The following is a 13,675-nucleotide window of genomic DNA, read 5'->3' as shown; positions in this document are numbered from 1 at the left end:
CGAAATGTTAATAATTCTTAAATATCCTTATAGCCCTTTGCGAAAAATGTCGAAAAAAGTTATACTACCCTCGATATAGAATGAAAAACATGACTGTTTGAGAGGGAGTATTTATGAATTCAAAAAAATCACGTTGGATCCGAAGACGCAGAAAGCGCGCAAGGCAACGGCTCCTTTTTCTGTTTAGCGCCTGCTTCTGCCTTCTGGCAGCAGGCGCTCTCTACCTTGCCTATACACTGACAAGACCTGCCACCATAGAACTTCGTGCAGAGAATGCAAATATCATTCAGGGAGAAACTCTTCCTGCCAGCCTTAGCGCCAGCGTAAAGCTTTCCGGAAATGAACGCGCCCTGCTGCGCTGGAAAGGATTTTATACTGCTGGAGATCTCCTAAAGGAACTCAAGTCCGGAAAGGATTATACCGTCTCCTGCCAGGCAGACCCCAATACTGAAGGTGAATATCCGATCCAGATCACACTTTCCGATAGCCTTAAGGACAAGTTGCAGAGCAGAGACTTTAAAAAGCGGCTGAATCTGTCTGTAAAGGAAGGCGTCTTTACAGTCAAAAACCCCATTGGCGAATGGGAGGACAACCGGTTCCGGAAATACGATGGCACCTATGTAACCAATGATTTCGTGGTTTCTAAAAACCAGACCTATTATTTCAATCAGGACGGGGCCATGGTCACGGGCTGGCAGACCATCAACAATGCCACCTACCATTTCAACGAGGAAGGCGCCATGGAAACCAGCACCTGGGCAGATGGCGACAACGCCCGCTATTACCTGGGCGAGAACGGAGCCGCGCTTACCGGCTGGCAGGATCTGGACGGATCCACCTACTATTTTGACGCCAACGGAAAAATGGCTACCGGCGACATTTATCTGGGACTGACCCGCTGTTCTTTTGACGAAAACGGAAAACTGATCTCAAAAACAAAAAGCCAGATCGATCCGAACAAGCCGGCCATCGCTCTGACCTTTGACGACGGGCCCGGCCCCAGGACCATGGAGCTTCTGGCCCAGCTGGAGAAATACAATGCCCACGCCACCTTTTTTATGCTGGGGCAGAAAGTTTCTTCTTATCCGGATGCCATCCGTAAAATGCAGGAAATCGGCTGCGAACTGGGAAATCATTCCTATGACCATCCGGATCTGTCCAAGCTGGACGCCGCCGGCATCCAGTCCCAGATCTCCCAGACCAATGAAGGGATCCGGGGAATCGCCGGAAACGGCGCAACTGTCCTTCGCCCGCCCTACGGAGCCATCAGCAGCACCCTGTCCTCCAATGCAGGCATGCCCATGATCCTGTGGAACATTGACACCCTGGACTGGAAGACCCGCAACGCCCAGAGCACCATTGATGCGGTCATGAAGGACGTCAAAGACGGCGACATTATCCTGATGCACGACATCCACTCAGAGACCATCGATGCCGCGCTGCAGCTGATCCCCAAGCTTCAGGCGGAAGGCTACCAGCTGGTAACCGTATCTGAACTTGCCGCCTCCAAAGGCAAGACTCTTTTAAACGGAGAAACTTATACCGATTTTTAGTCACACAGACATGCGTTTTGTGATACAATAGGGATAGTACATATTAGTTAGGAAGCGATTGCATGTCACACAGAAAAACGCAGGATGAAAAATATCAGATGATGACGGAGACCCCGATCCCCGGTCTGATCGGCCGTCTGGCGGTGCCTACCATCATCAGCATGATGATCACATCCTTCTATAATATGGCGGACACCTTTTTCGTGGGCCGCATCAGCACCAGTGCCACCGCTGCCGTTGGCGTCGTATTTCCCGTCATGGCGGTCATTCAGGCACTGGGCTTTTTTTGCGGCCACGGTTCCGGCAACTCCATTTCCAGAAAACTTGGCTCTAAGGACACACAGGCCGCAAAAGAGCTTGCTTCCACCGGGTTTTTCCTGGCCTTCGCCCTGGGGCTTCTCCTGATGGCGCTTGGCCTTCTGTTTCTGGAGCCTTTGTCTCATCTCCTTGGCTCCACCGAAACCATCCTTCCCTACACCAAAGACTACCTTGGCATTATCCTTCTGGGCGCGCCCTATATGACCGCCCAGCTGGTGCTCAATAATCAGATCCGTTTCCAGGGAAATGCCTTCTACTCCATGATCGGCATTACCGCCGGAGCCGTCTTAAACATCGGCCTGGACCCCTTATTTATCTTTGTCTTTGACATGGGGATCTCCGGCGCGGCACTTGCCACCATTCTCAGTCAGTTTGTCAGCTTCTGCCTTCTCCTTGCAGGAGTGCGTTTCTCCGGATGTATTCCCATCCACCCGCGGAACATCCGCCTCTCCAGGCATCGGCTTCTGGAGATCACAGGCGGCGGACTTCCTTCTTTGTTCCGCCAGGGACTGGGAAGCGTTGCCACCATGACGCTTAACATTGCAGCCAATCCATACGGGGACGCCGCGATTGCCGCCATGTCTGTGGTAAGCCGGATCATGATGTTTGCCAACTCAGCCCTGATCGGCTTTGGCCAGGGCTTTCAGCCGGTCTGCGGGTTCAATTACGGCGCCCGCAAATACGACAGAGTCCGGGAAGCCTTCTGGTTCTGCGTCAAAGTATCTACCGTTGTACTCTTCCTGCTGTCCGTTTCCGGCATGCTCCTGTCCGGTCATCTGATCGGCCTCTTCCGTAATGACCCGGACGTCATCCGCATCGGCACCACTGCTCTCAGACTGCAGTGCATTACCTTCACTCTGGGCGGATGGATCGTAATGAACAACATGATGATGCAGACCATGGGAAAAACCCTTCCTGCCTCCATTCTTGCTGCGTCCAGACAGGGTCTGTTCTTCATCCCGGCTCTTCTGATCCTGCCGCAGTTTTTCGGACTTCTCGGCATCCAGTCGGCGCAGGCCGTCTCAGATGTCTGCACCGTAGTCATTACCACCATCTTAAACCGGCGTGTGATGCGTTCGCTCCGCTCCTGACAGGATTCTGGCGATCTCCACGATCTCTTCTGCAATCTCTTCCTCTCCGACCCGCTCTCCCTGCAGGCGGTAGGTATAATATCCGCCATAGACCTGATAGGTAAGAAGCGCCTGGAAGTGGATGTCTTCTTTTAGTTCCGGATGGTTCCGGAAAATATGCTTTTTCAACTCCCGCTCCACATAATCCGGGATCAGAGCCGCCCGGGAGCCGGAAAACAGGATCCGGCTCAATTCATTGTGGGAACGGAACGCCAGAAATAATTCCCGGGTAAATCCCGGCTGATCTGTCAGCACCAGATCCGGATGGGCGATACTCTGATAAATCTCCCCGATCACCTCCGCCTGCAAACGCTCCGCCAGATCATAAATGTCCTGATAATGCAGATAAAATGTAGCCTTGCTGATCTGGGCTTTCTCAGCTAATTCTTTTACTGTGATCTTTTCCAGCGGCTTCTTTCCAAGCAGTTCCAAAAAGGCGGTCCGGATCGCCGCCAACGTCTTTTTCTGTCTTAGATCCATGGATAATAGTCCTTTCTTTCAAAATGTCTGTTATTTTACCCTCTCAAATAATTGTAAATTGTCACTCTTCTCCACCTCATTTATAATATATCTTAGTAAAATAATTTACACATGTCAATTAAGTTTCGGAGTGACTGCTTTATGGATTTTTACAACTTTTATACCGGCCGGGAACAGAACGCCTGGAAGTGGATGGGAGCACATACCGATGGACAGGAAACCGTTTTCCGCACCTTTGCCCCTGCCGCTGCAGGCGTATCTGTTGTAACAGATACCGGCGAATACCCCATGTATCCCGTTCACGACGGAAATTTTTATGAACAGACGCTGACGGACATGAGACCAGGCAAATCTTATGAATATCGCATTTATCAGGCAGACGGCCAGGTCAGGGACCACTGCGATCCTTATGGCTTTGGCATGGAGCTTCGCCCTGCCCACAGATCCATTGTACGGGATCTGTCTTCCTTTTCTTTTCAGGACCATTCCTGGATGCAGGCGCGCACCAGCCGGGAAAGCGAGCCTTTGAATATCTATGAACTGCATCTGGGCTCCTGGAAAAAGAAAGGTCCGGAAGAAACCGGCTGGTACCGCTATGATGAACTTCCGGATCTTCTCATCCCCTATCTGGAAGAATGCGGATACAATTATCTTGAGATCCTGCCTCTTTTTGAATATCCCTGCGACGAAAGCTGGGGCTATCAGCCAACCGGATTTTTCGCCCCCACCAGCCGGTACGGCACGGCTCTTGATCTAAAAAAGATGATCCAGCGTTTTCACGAAGCACACATCGGCGTGATCCTGGACTTTATCCCTGTGCATTTTGCCGTGGATGACTACGGCCTTGCCCGGTATGACGGCACAGCTCTCTACGAATATCCCCATTCCGACGTAGGCGTCAGCGAGTGGGGCAGTCATAACTTCATGCATTCCAGAGGCGAGGTGCGTAGTTTCCTTGCTTCCTGCGCCGATTACTGGCTTAGCGAATATCATTTTGACGGACTTCGCATGGATGCCATCAGCCGGATCATCTACTGGCAGGGCGATGAAGCACGGGGCGTGAATGGAAATGCCGTTGATTTTCTGAAAAGTATGAACGTGGAACTGAAACGCCGCCATCCCGGATGTATCCTGATCGCAGAGGATTCTACCAGCTATCCCGGCGTCACCTCTCCTGTATCTCATGGAGGGCTGGGGTTTGACTATAAATGGGATCTGGGATGGATGCACGATACCCTGGATTTTTTCCGGACCGGACCCAAATACCGTCCCGCCAACTACCACAAACTGACCTTTTCCATGATGTATTTTCGAAACGAGCGCTATCTGCTGCCTTTCTCTCATGATGAAAATGTCCATGGGAAGGCCACCATCCTCCAGAAAATGAACGGCGATTACGATGGAAAATTTCCACAGGCCCGGGCGCTGTATCTCTATCTGATGCTTCACCCCGGCAAAAAACTGAATTTTATGGGAAATGAATTCGGGCAGCTGCGGGAATGGGATGAAAAAAGAGAGCAGGACTGGTGCCTGCGCTCCTACCCCATCCACGATGCTTTTTACCACTATATGTGCCGGCTGAATCATCTGTATCTGACCCACCCGGCATGTTTTGAGATGGATTATGACGAAAATGGATTCACCTGGCTGGACTGTCATCAGGAAGAGCGATGCATCTACGCATTTCTTCGAAGGTCAAAAGATGAATGTCTGGCGGTGATCCTGAACTTAAGCGATCAGACGCAGGGGGACTATCGGCTGGAGACAGGCTTTGCCGATCCGGTATGTCCGGCAGAGCCAGAACTCCTGCTGCACACAGACTGGGAATCCTTTGGAGGTTCCACACCGGAAACTGCTGTGATCTGGAAAAAAGAGCAGGAAAGTCTTCTGTTGACTCTCCCGCCCTATTCCGGCATTTTAGTTTCTTTGTAAACTTTATCATTTCTCATCATCGAACAGACGGATCTTCCCATACTCCCCGTCAAATCCCGGGATCCGTTCCACCTGTCCGCTCCGCAGCCGCCGGATGCCTTCTGCCACGCGGCTGCCGGACACATGTTCAATCTCTTCCAGAGGAATTTCTCTTAGAATCGAAAATTCCGGTCCCAGTTCTTTCAGCATCCGCAAATATTCCCTCTGCACTCTCACACTTACCGGAGAACGTCCCGCAGACGCTCCGATCACTTCCGGAAGAGGAACCAGGCTTTCAAAAGCCTTCGCGTCTGCTCTTACGTATCCCTCCGGCCGGTCGGAAAGTTCTTCCACCCGGTGGGCAACACCCACGGTGATCTTTCGCCCGCAGACCGGGCAGATTCCCTGACACTCCCTGGTCTGTGCCGGCGTCAGGCAAAGATTACATTTCCGGTGTCCGTCCATGTGATACTTTCCCTCTTCCGGGAAAAACTCGATGGTTCCCAAAAGCCCGTCCCCTGACTGGATCGCCCGGGCAAGCCCCTCATAGGAAAGAGCGATGTCAAAAAGATTGGCTTCCCTTCCAAGCTTTGCCGGAGAATGGGCGTCAGAATTGGAGATCATCTGGTACGGATCCAGCATGGAGACCCGCCAGTTCATAGGCGGATCAGAAGATAATCCGGTCTCCACGGCATGGATATAGGGCGTCAGATCCCCAAAGCATTCCTCCATACTATCGAACCTGGAAAACTCTCCAAACACAGAAAAGTGGGGCGTCCAGATATGAGCAGGCACATAGACCGATTCCGGGCAGTTCTCCAGCACAAGTTCCAGAAGATCATGACAGTCCAGCCCCAGGATCGGCCTCCCGTCAGAATGGATATTTCCGATCCGCTCCAGTTTTACCGATATCCTCTGCGCCGCTTCCAGGGAAGGCAGAAGGATCAGGCTGTGTACCTTTCTGGTCTTATCTTTCTTTTTATAAATGCAACTGATCTCCCCGGTTACCACAAACCTGGGCTCAACCCCGTTTCTTACTGAATCATCCCGGATCCGGTACGTTTCTTTTAACCGGTACAGCCCGTCTCCTGCCGGCTCCAGTTTCTCTTCCAGTTCCTCTCTCCACGCAGGATGGGTAAAATCCCCGGTCCCCACGATATGGATCCCTTTCCTTCTCGCCCACAGTTCCAGGGATTCCGGCGTACAGTCCCTGCTGGTCGCCATGGAATAATGAGAATGAATATGTAAATCTCCAATGTACACGTTATACCAGACCTTTCAAATCTTCATACAGCTGACTTAGGCTTTCTCCCTCATACTCTCCTCTGGCCGGCGCATCTCCATGCTCCAGGCACCCGGTCACAAGATAGGTATGGATTCCCAGTTCCCCGGCTGCCAGATCTTCCTTTCTGTCATTTCCTATCATCAGACATTCCTCCGGGTCCAGTCCACACTCCGACAAAATCCCTCTATAATACTCTACATTCGGTTTACTGTAGCGGCAGGTCTCATAGGTGGTGATTAGTTCAAAATCCTCTGCGTCCAGCCCTGCCCAGCGGATCCGGTTCATGGTGGCGCAGCGGGGAAATACCGGATTGGTAGCAAGATACACCTTCTTCCCCCGGCTCTTCAGATATTTTACAATCTCATTTGCCACAGGATCCGGGCTTGTGGTACGGATCGCCTGATTAAAATCATTTCCATAAAAATCCAGCACATCCTCTTCCACCTCGGAGCGCCGGATGCCAAGTTCCCCGGAAAAACAGTTCCAGAACACCTCCTCATTGGATGCGCGTCCATCGTTCATCACCATTGCTCCAAAACCGTTCCAGACCGCGCCGATCAGCTTGTCCGGCGCAATCCCCCGGCCCTGAAATCTGGCCGCCAGGAGCGGCAGATAAAACTTTACAAACTCTTCCTGCTTCATCGGAAGCAGCGTTCCATCCAGATCAAATAAAAAATGTTCCATACGTCTGTTATTCCTCCTCCCGGGGATAAACCATTCCCCACTGTTTTCGCAGCCGGTCCATGATCTCCATGACCAGGACACTGTCTGAAAGGGGCATGGAAGAACTCTCCTTTGCTCCCGCCCGGATCGCCTCGATACATTCCCGCACCTCATATTCATATCCGCTGATCTGCTCCGGCACATCCATCTGCTTCAGGAGCCGGTCTTCTGCGTCGTAGACCGCGATACTCCGTGGATTGTTGATATTTTCCACTACAATATAGCCTTTCTCTCCATAGAAAATCCCCTTCCGGTCGGATCTGCTGTAAATGTCATGGGTCAGCACTGCCATCCTTCCATCTTTGAAAAAGAGGGTGATGGATTCCATGGCGTCCACGCCGGTATCCGTCATGCGGACCGAAGACTCCATCCGCTCAATGTCCGTTCCAAAATGCATCAGCGCAAAATTCAGTCCGTACACACCAATGTCCAAAAGCGCTCCTCCAGCCAGTTCCGGCCGCATGATCCGCTCCTTCCCACTGATGGGATAAGAGAGATTTGCCGTCAGCACCGAAACCTTTCCGATAATCCCGCTGTCAACTACTTCCCGGATCATCTGCCTGGAGGGCATATACCGGGTCCAGATAGCCTCCGCCGCAAAAACCTGCTCCTGCTCTGCCAGTTCCATGATCTTCCGGGCTTCCCCTGCATTCATGGTAAATGCCTTTTCACAGAGAACCGGTTTTTTATGCCGGATACACAGCTCCATATTTTCATAATGGCAGGAATGAGGCGTGGCAATATAGACCAGCTCCACTTCCGGGTCTTCGCACAGCGCTTCATAACTTCCGTACGCCTTTGTAAATCCGTATTCCCGGGCAAATGCTTCCGCCCGGGAAAGACTCCGTGAAGCCACTGCATAACACTCGGCCTCCTCCATCTGGATCAATGTTCTGGCGAATGTCTCCGCCATCGGCCCGCAGGCCAGAATTCCTATTTTCATAATTACCTCCCTACTTGAACTGCCGTTACACTAATATAGTCATTTCCCTGATACCTGTATGCAATAGTAATGACACATGTCCCATAAATATCCCCGTCATCCCTATCCTGAAAGAATTTGCCAGAATCAAGGGCCACCTTTACATCACTGCCCTCCTGCTCATACGTCAGGTTATCCGCCATCCATACAGGGTCATCGCTTGTCCCGTCCCGGAACTCTCCCTGCACGCTCCGGACCAACTCCGGCCGGATATCCTGATAATCATAGTCCTGAAAATGTAGGACCACCTCCGCCTTAACAATAGCTGATCTGCCGGGAAAAGAACAGCAAGAATTCTTTTACATCAAAGGACTTCTGCTATAGGATTTAAAGAATCGAAATCAACAAAGTCAACTTTTGAGTTAAAGGTTTCTATCAAAGCTTTATCCTCAGCAGTTTTTTTATCTTCCGGCAAGTTTTTTATCTTGTTGTATAAAAGCGTCATCATCGTTTTATGCTTAAAAGACAATTTCTGATAATCAATCCCGCCTCGCAAATGAAAGACAAATGCGGATTTTAACAAATCCTCTGGCACCTGCTTGCTTATGGAATTTCTGATATTACTTACATTTTCTTTATCGCATACATCTGCCAAACCAACTGTCACGATGATCAGTTTTGTATTCAGAGAAAATCTCTTAACTGCATTCTTTAAACCTTTCACGCCGCCTGCATATAAACCGCCGAAATAAATGACCCGCTCATAGTCGGTTAGGGCATTCATATCCTCATAGCTGATAACCGGAAAACCAGTCATCTCTGCAAATCGTTCTGCGTATCGCTTTGTTGTGCCGTACTGACTGCCATATATAATTAAAGTTTTCATACATCATTTCCCTCACAACTTATGATTTCCGGTGCAGCGCCTTAAAAATGATCGTCCCGATCAACATGCCAACTACTGCTACGACAAAGTACCAGACTGCATGTATAACTGCCGTCCCATTATAGTGAAGAAATACAGAGGGCAAAAAGGCTGCTGCCGCTGCCGCCGGATACAAATATTTTATTCTGTTTTTGGAAATACTGCCAAGCAAAATGGACAGGATCAGGGTCGCGAACAGAATTAAAACGACCATCCCCATACCATCGGTAGGTCCCGCAAACAGCGGCGAAATGTAAAACATAAAAAGCTGCATACAAAAGATTACAATTTCTGCGATATATTTTTTCATAGGTACTCCTTTTCTTCTTCAATGTCTACTTATATCCTTTTCAGATTTAATACTCTCTTTAACAGCATATACTATGACGCAGATAATCAAAACAAATACTGTATAGAGACATATATTCCACGATGTAATGATATACACTGTCAGACATGCAAAAATAGTTGCCAAAATCCCGAAGACAACAGAAACCATATGATATTCTGCCTTTTTATCTATTTTGCTACGTTCTTTTTCAGAGGCAAATAGATATGTATTGGATAAAATAGGGCCTTTACATCTAGCTGCAAAAAATACATATATGAATAGAATAACAGCAATAATTCCAGTAATTACAGCAAAAAACATATCACTCATTCAAACATCTCCCTAAAACAATAACATCTGCCGTTATTTCAGCCTATTGATCTCATCCTGCAATCTTTCCAAAAATCTACCCGCATGTGCCCCGTCCATCTGTGTGTGATGGAACTGGAACGAGAGCGGCAGGTAATACCGGAACCATTTCTTTTTGTATCTGCCCCAGATAAGAAAGGGATTATTAAAAATACCGCTGTTCATACCAACAGCTCCGTCAAGTTCTGTATCTATGACAGCGGACGTGCCGATGACCATACTGTTTTCAGACAAGTCCCTGTCCTGACAGCTTGCGGCAACCTGCGTCGTATACTTCAGATACTCCTCGTTGAACTGATTTAACTCGGCTTTATAGGAAAGGTCGCAGGAACTGACTTCGCCCTCTTTGTTTTTCACGATGGTATTGACCGCTATGGTGTCATACTGTATGAGCTTATCGCCCACCGGAAGGATGTAAAATTCCTTTACATTTACGGCGGCTCTGCCGATACAGTAATCCAGTAGCATATTAAACTTCAGACTTCTTTTCCTGCTGACCCTGATCAGGTTGGTCACATCAAAGGTTTTGAAAAAAGTTACCATTGGATTGGGCGCTTTCATCCAGAGTTCATAAGCCGCAGCCCTTGTCGTATCTTTGGGATCAATTTCTTTTGGCATACGAACCTCCGCTTACTCCGCTTTCCGGATCGGGTGGCGCACAACCGTTTTCAGCCGGCTCACATCGCATTTTCTCGGATCGCTCAGATAGATTTCGTGATGGTATCTCGTGTCCGTAATATCCAGCTCATACCCGTTTGCTTTCATATAGTCGTGCATGAGATCAACGGTGGCAGGCTCATCATCGTAAGAACCGATGTGCATACACTGAACACATAATCCTTCGTCATAAGGAAAAAACTCAACTTTCGAAAAATCCTGCTTTTTCTTTTTCGTTGCTTCCTGAACTGCCCACTCAAAATCTTCCTTCGTTACGAAATCCGGCAGCCGGATCATAGAAATAAAGTGCAGATCTTCTTTTCTGGCATAATCAAGTCCCTGTGTGTTTTCCTGCCACCAAAGCCCTTCAAGGGGCGGCACCACATACTCGAAAAATCCCTCGATTTTATGTGTCCCCTTGTAACTCATTTTTATAGTAAAAGCAATACCGTACAGCAAACTGATTGAATTTTTGTATTCTCCGCTTTCCTCATTGGGATTGCCTTTCCCCCGGACTGCGATATAGTTCATTTGAGGAATCTCTATAATTCCGGGCTTGTTCTTCGGCATATAAAATACCTTGTATTCTTTCTTGTAATCAAAAGCCATTTTCTTCCTCCATTTTGCAAATAGAATTTAGGTCAACAATCATAATGTATTCTTCATCCGTCTCGCAAATTGTCGTAAATCCCGCTTTTCGATATAAATTCACTGCATAATTATCCTTTTGAACAGATAAAGAAAGCTTTGCATAACCAGCAGCTTTTTCTGTTGACAGCATTTGTGTGAGTAATGAAGTTCCGATTCCCATACTCCTGTGCGCTTTAAGAACGGACATTGCAAGGGAAGGCGTATTATCATCAATATGTCCGTAGTCGTTCATAATTCTTGCCCATATTGCTCCTACAATATTTCCGTCAACTTCTGCAATCAAAGCCTTATCGTGTTTGCTGTTTCCAAAATCTGCAATGTATACTTGCAATTCGGGACAAGTTATTACAGATTTAGGCGGCGCAGCCGTACCAGCCGGAATATAAATTGCTTCGTACAAAAAGTCACTGAGCAGACTATATTCTTCTTTTCGCATTTCTCTTATAGAGTAGCTCATATCTTGCTTGTTTCTTATCATTCTTAAATTTATCGCTCCCACACAAACTAGGATTTGTAAATATCATTTTACATTTTTATATGAAATCACAATATGACTTGGTGCAAATAATACTGATGCAATAATCAATAGCACTGACCTACTCATAATCCCACTAAATAAGAACAACATTGAAGGAATAATAGAAAGTGCTAATGCTCTGAAAACGCTGTTTTTCTTAAAACATATAATCCAAATAGCACAATAAAGCATTACCAATATGGTATCTACAATCAGATATAGTGCAAATGCTTCGTCAGACCACCACCCGAACCAAGTTCCCGGAATATTGATTATCATGAATCCGAAACAACCCAATCTCCCTACTTGTTCTGTGACCTCAACATATTTATTGTTCCACTTATTATCAAATCCATCTTTGCACTTAATCGCAAATACAACATTGGGTATCATAATGACTGCAAAAAAAATCAGCCCAAAAACATTAAACCATTCCATATTATCTACCATCACAAACACTGATTTGCTATTATCTTATATATCTTTTATTTATATTTAAAATTAGTATTGATACTATTATTGTTACAATTAAAGTTATACAACAACTTAACAAACTATAATTAAATACAAATATTGCAGATAACCCATTTATTAAACAATGAGTTAATATACAAGGAAATACACCTTTCGATACCTTTCTTATTGTTGCCAAAGCATAGCATAAGGTTAAACACATTATTCCAAAAAGAAAATAGTTCATATTTGCATTTGCTGTTCCTATTATAAAAAATATTGGTAAATGCCATAACCACCAAATAATAGAAGTAAAGATTGTTGCTATATGAAATCCAAATTTCTTTTCCAATTCAGGTTGTAAAATCATTCTCCATCCAACTTCTTCATTTCCACCACCAAATAACATCATTGGTAAAATTACTATAAGCATAAATATAGGAGCACCAAATTTAAATCCATTTATTGCACACCCCAAAACATAATAAATCAATACAAATAAAATTACTAAAATATAAGTCCAAATATTATGTTTTATATCAAATATCTTTTTTAACCATTCTTTTAAATTCTTAACTTTGTTATTTCTCTTTAGTGATATATAAGAGGCAATAGTTGGAGAGAATCCCCCGATAATGTGCATAATCCTTAAAAATATATTATTTATTGTCAAGTTAAATATTTGACTAATTAAAGCACAACCACCCCAAAATATTAGCATTATAACAAATGTTATTATTAAAAATTCTTTCACTAACTTTTTATTCATAAATACTCCTATCATCTCTACAAATTAGGATTTGTTTGTATCTTTATTGCTCCTTTTCTTGCTTTTCCAGATACTTAACAACCTCTTTGTCCCATCTAAGTTTCTTAACTCCACCAATTAAAAACATCGCAATCCCAATGCAAAGTATAACCGTTCTTCTAATTGAATCTGGAGAAATACAACACGAAATCACTAGTCCTGTACCAGCACCTGTAAAAAAATCAATAATAGATTGCTTATGTTTATAATACTTCCCGTATAATCTTTCCTTATCTATTGTTTTTACCATTTGTTTGTCCTCCTTCAATAATTTATCCAGAGAAATTTCAAACATATCACTCATAGTTACTAACGTATTCAAATCTGGATAGTTTTTTTCATTCTCCCAATTTGATACCGTCTGTCTGGTAACATGAAATAATTCGCCGAATTCCTCCTGTGACATTCCTTTTTCCTTTCGAACATTTAATATTGTTTTTCCAATACTCATCGTTTTACCTCCTAAGGATATTATCAGTGGAATGTAACAAAAAGAAAAGCAATCCATCTTTTACAGTCCGCTATTATAAACGCAAAGATTTTTTGACAAGGAAATTTTTATTAGTTTATAGCCTTCAGTCCTGCAAATTCCAATTTAACTATCTAATCCTCAAAAACCATTGATTTTTCAAGGCTTCACGC

The 13,675-nt window shown here is 46.0% G+C and carries 16 protein-coding genes and 1 pseudogene; 3 read left to right on the top strand and 14 right to left on the bottom strand.

Annotated features, from left to right (window positions below; translation table 11 throughout):
- The first annotated feature begins 113 nt into the window (after positions 1-113).
- Together ABGT54_RS02330 and ABGT54_RS02325 are read left to right on the top strand one after the other, a co-directional pair.
- Positions 114-1,553 carry a polysaccharide deacetylase family protein gene (locus tag ABGT54_RS02330; RefSeq protein ID WP_346662662.1) on the top strand — a complete coding sequence of 480 codons (1,440 nt, stop codon included), beginning with the start codon at positions 114-116 and terminating at the stop codon, positions 1,551-1,553.
- Between the two features lie 62 nt (positions 1,554-1,615).
- Positions 1,616-2,962, top strand: coding sequence for an MATE family efflux transporter (locus ABGT54_RS02325; protein WP_346662661.1), 1,347 nt, complete (start codon positions 1,616-1,618; stop codon positions 2,960-2,962).
- On the opposite strand, the gene ABGT54_RS02320 is transcribed toward ABGT54_RS02325, so the two are convergent.
- Positions 2,927-3,481, bottom strand: a complete 555-nt coding sequence (locus ABGT54_RS02320; protein WP_204932649.1) for a TetR/AcrR family transcriptional regulator — start codon at positions 3,479-3,481, stop codon at positions 2,927-2,929. The genes ABGT54_RS02325 and ABGT54_RS02320 overlap by 36 nt on opposite strands.
- A 141-nt stretch (positions 3,482-3,622) precedes the next feature.
- Here ABGT54_RS02320 and glgB point away from each other — a divergent pair, with 141 nt between their 5' ends.
- Positions 3,623-5,413: a 1,4-alpha-glucan branching protein GlgB gene (gene glgB / locus ABGT54_RS02315; protein ID WP_346662660.1), complete on the top strand. Its 1,791-nt coding sequence runs from the start codon at positions 3,623-3,625 to the stop codon at positions 5,411-5,413.
- Between the two features lie 18 nt (positions 5,414-5,431).
- Here the strand turns inward: glgB and ABGT54_RS02310 are convergent.
- The 13 genes and pseudogenes from ABGT54_RS02310 to ABGT54_RS02250 form a co-directional block, all read right to left on the bottom strand.
- Positions 5,432-6,655, bottom strand: a pseudogene (locus ABGT54_RS02310) (endonuclease Q family protein); the annotation flags it as partial.
- A gap of 1 nt (position 6,656) precedes the next feature.
- Positions 6,657-7,361, bottom strand: coding sequence for an HAD family hydrolase (locus tag ABGT54_RS02305; RefSeq protein WP_204909622.1), 705 nt, complete (start codon positions 7,359-7,361; stop codon positions 6,657-6,659).
- A gap of 7 nt (positions 7,362-7,368) precedes the next feature.
- A complete protein-coding gene (locus ABGT54_RS02300) occupies positions 7,369-8,343 on the bottom strand; it encodes a Gfo/Idh/MocA family oxidoreductase (RefSeq protein ID WP_346662659.1) in 975 nt (324 codons plus the stop codon).
- A gap of 2 nt (positions 8,344-8,345) precedes the next feature.
- Positions 8,346-8,630 (bottom strand): hypothetical protein, encoded by a 285-nt coding sequence (locus ABGT54_RS02295; protein ID WP_346662658.1) that lies wholly within the window; start codon positions 8,628-8,630, stop codon positions 8,346-8,348.
- A 56-nt stretch (positions 8,631-8,686) separates the two neighbouring features.
- Positions 8,687-9,208: a flavodoxin domain-containing protein gene (locus ABGT54_RS02290; RefSeq protein ID WP_346662657.1), complete on the bottom strand. Its 522-nt coding sequence runs from the start codon at positions 9,206-9,208 to the stop codon at positions 8,687-8,689.
- Positions 9,209-9,227: 19 nt separating this feature from the next.
- Positions 9,228-9,557, bottom strand: coding sequence for a hypothetical protein (locus ABGT54_RS02285; RefSeq protein WP_346662656.1), 330 nt, complete (start codon positions 9,555-9,557; stop codon positions 9,228-9,230).
- Positions 9,558-9,575: 18 nt separating this feature from the next.
- Complete coding sequence (locus ABGT54_RS02280) at positions 9,576-9,908, bottom strand: DUF3784 domain-containing protein (RefSeq protein WP_106788225.1); 333 nt, start codon at positions 9,906-9,908, stop codon at positions 9,576-9,578.
- A gap of 33 nt (positions 9,909-9,941) precedes the next feature.
- Positions 9,942-10,565 carry a CatA-like O-acetyltransferase, family 2 gene (locus tag ABGT54_RS02275; RefSeq protein ID WP_346662655.1) on the bottom strand — a complete coding sequence of 208 codons (624 nt, stop codon included), beginning with the start codon at positions 10,563-10,565 and terminating at the stop codon, positions 9,942-9,944.
- Between the two features lie 12 nt (positions 10,566-10,577).
- A complete protein-coding gene (locus tag ABGT54_RS02270) occupies positions 10,578-11,213 on the bottom strand; it encodes a GyrI-like domain-containing protein (protein ID WP_346662654.1) in 636 nt (211 codons plus the stop codon).
- The gene (locus ABGT54_RS02265; RefSeq protein WP_346662913.1) at positions 11,203-11,712 is read right to left on the bottom strand and encodes a GNAT family N-acetyltransferase; all 510 of its coding nucleotides are present in this window, start codon (positions 11,710-11,712) and stop codon (positions 11,203-11,205) included. The genes ABGT54_RS02270 and ABGT54_RS02265 overlap by 11 nt, the downstream gene beginning before the upstream one ends.
- 63 nt (positions 11,713-11,775) lie before the next feature.
- Positions 11,776-12,222: a hypothetical protein gene (locus ABGT54_RS02260; protein WP_346662912.1), complete on the bottom strand. Its 447-nt coding sequence runs from the start codon at positions 12,220-12,222 to the stop codon at positions 11,776-11,778.
- A gap of 19 nt (positions 12,223-12,241) precedes the next feature.
- On the bottom strand, positions 12,242-12,994 hold the full coding sequence (locus tag ABGT54_RS02255; RefSeq protein ID WP_158095866.1) for a type II CAAX endopeptidase family protein: 753 nt from the start codon (positions 12,992-12,994) through the stop codon (positions 12,242-12,244).
- Between the two features lie 43 nt (positions 12,995-13,037).
- Positions 13,038-13,484, bottom strand: a complete 447-nt coding sequence (locus ABGT54_RS02250; RefSeq protein WP_106788251.1) for a helix-turn-helix transcriptional regulator — start codon at positions 13,482-13,484, stop codon at positions 13,038-13,040.
- Positions 13,485-13,675: the final 191 nt, after the last annotated feature.

It is taken from the genome of uncultured Merdimonas sp., assembly GCF_963929015.1.
GTDB lineage: Bacteria > Bacillota > Clostridia > Lachnospirales > Lachnospiraceae > Merdimonas.
Note: the sequence above shows the minus strand (reverse complement) of the source record. Positions and strands in the feature narration are given on the sequence as shown.

Bases quoted from the DNA above. Each gene is read 5' to 3' on its own strand.
- ABGT54_RS02330 (WP_346662662.1), top strand. From the start codon at position 114: ATGAATTCAAAAAAATCACGTTGGATCCGAAGACGCAGAAAGCGCGCA.
- ABGT54_RS02325 (WP_346662661.1), top strand. From the start codon at position 1,616: ATGTCACACAGAAAAACGCAGGATGAAAAATATCAGATGATGACGGAG.
- ABGT54_RS02320 (WP_204932649.1), bottom strand. From the start codon at position 3,481: ATGGATCTAAGACAGAAAAAGACGTTGGCGGCGATCCGGACCGCCTTT.
- glgB (WP_346662660.1), top strand. From the start codon at position 3,623: ATGGATTTTTACAACTTTTATACCGGCCGGGAACAGAACGCCTGGAAG.
- ABGT54_RS02305 (WP_204909622.1), bottom strand. From the start codon at position 7,361: ATGGAACATTTTTTATTTGATCTGGATGGAACGCTGCTTCCGATGAAG.
- ABGT54_RS02300 (WP_346662659.1), bottom strand. From the start codon at position 8,343: ATGAAAATAGGAATTCTGGCCTGCGGGCCGATGGCGGAGACATTCGCC.
- ABGT54_RS02290 (WP_346662657.1), bottom strand. From the start codon at position 9,208: ATGAAAACTTTAATTATATATGGCAGTCAGTACGGCACAACAAAGCGA.
- ABGT54_RS02285 (WP_346662656.1), bottom strand. From the start codon at position 9,557: ATGAAAAAATATATCGCAGAAATTGTAATCTTTTGTATGCAGCTTTTT.
- ABGT54_RS02280 (WP_106788225.1), bottom strand. From the start codon at position 9,908: ATGAGTGATATGTTTTTTGCTGTAATTACTGGAATTATTGCTGTTATT.
- ABGT54_RS02275 (WP_346662655.1), bottom strand. From the start codon at position 10,565: ATGCCAAAAGAAATTGATCCCAAAGATACGACAAGGGCTGCGGCTTAT.
- ABGT54_RS02270 (WP_346662654.1), bottom strand. From the start codon at position 11,213: ATGGCTTTTGATTACAAGAAAGAATACAAGGTATTTTATATGCCGAAG.
- ABGT54_RS02265 (WP_346662913.1), bottom strand. From the start codon at position 11,712: ATGAGCTACTCTATAAGAGAAATGCGAAAAGAAGAATATAGTCTGCTC.
- ABGT54_RS02260 (WP_346662912.1), bottom strand. From the start codon at position 12,222: ATGGTAGATAATATGGAATGGTTTAATGTTTTTGGGCTGATTTTTTTT.
- ABGT54_RS02255 (WP_158095866.1), bottom strand. From the start codon at position 12,994: ATGAATAAAAAGTTAGTGAAAGAATTTTTAATAATAACATTTGTTATA.
- ABGT54_RS02250 (WP_106788251.1), bottom strand. From the start codon at position 13,484: ATGAGTATTGGAAAAACAATATTAAATGTTCGAAAGGAAAAAGGAATG.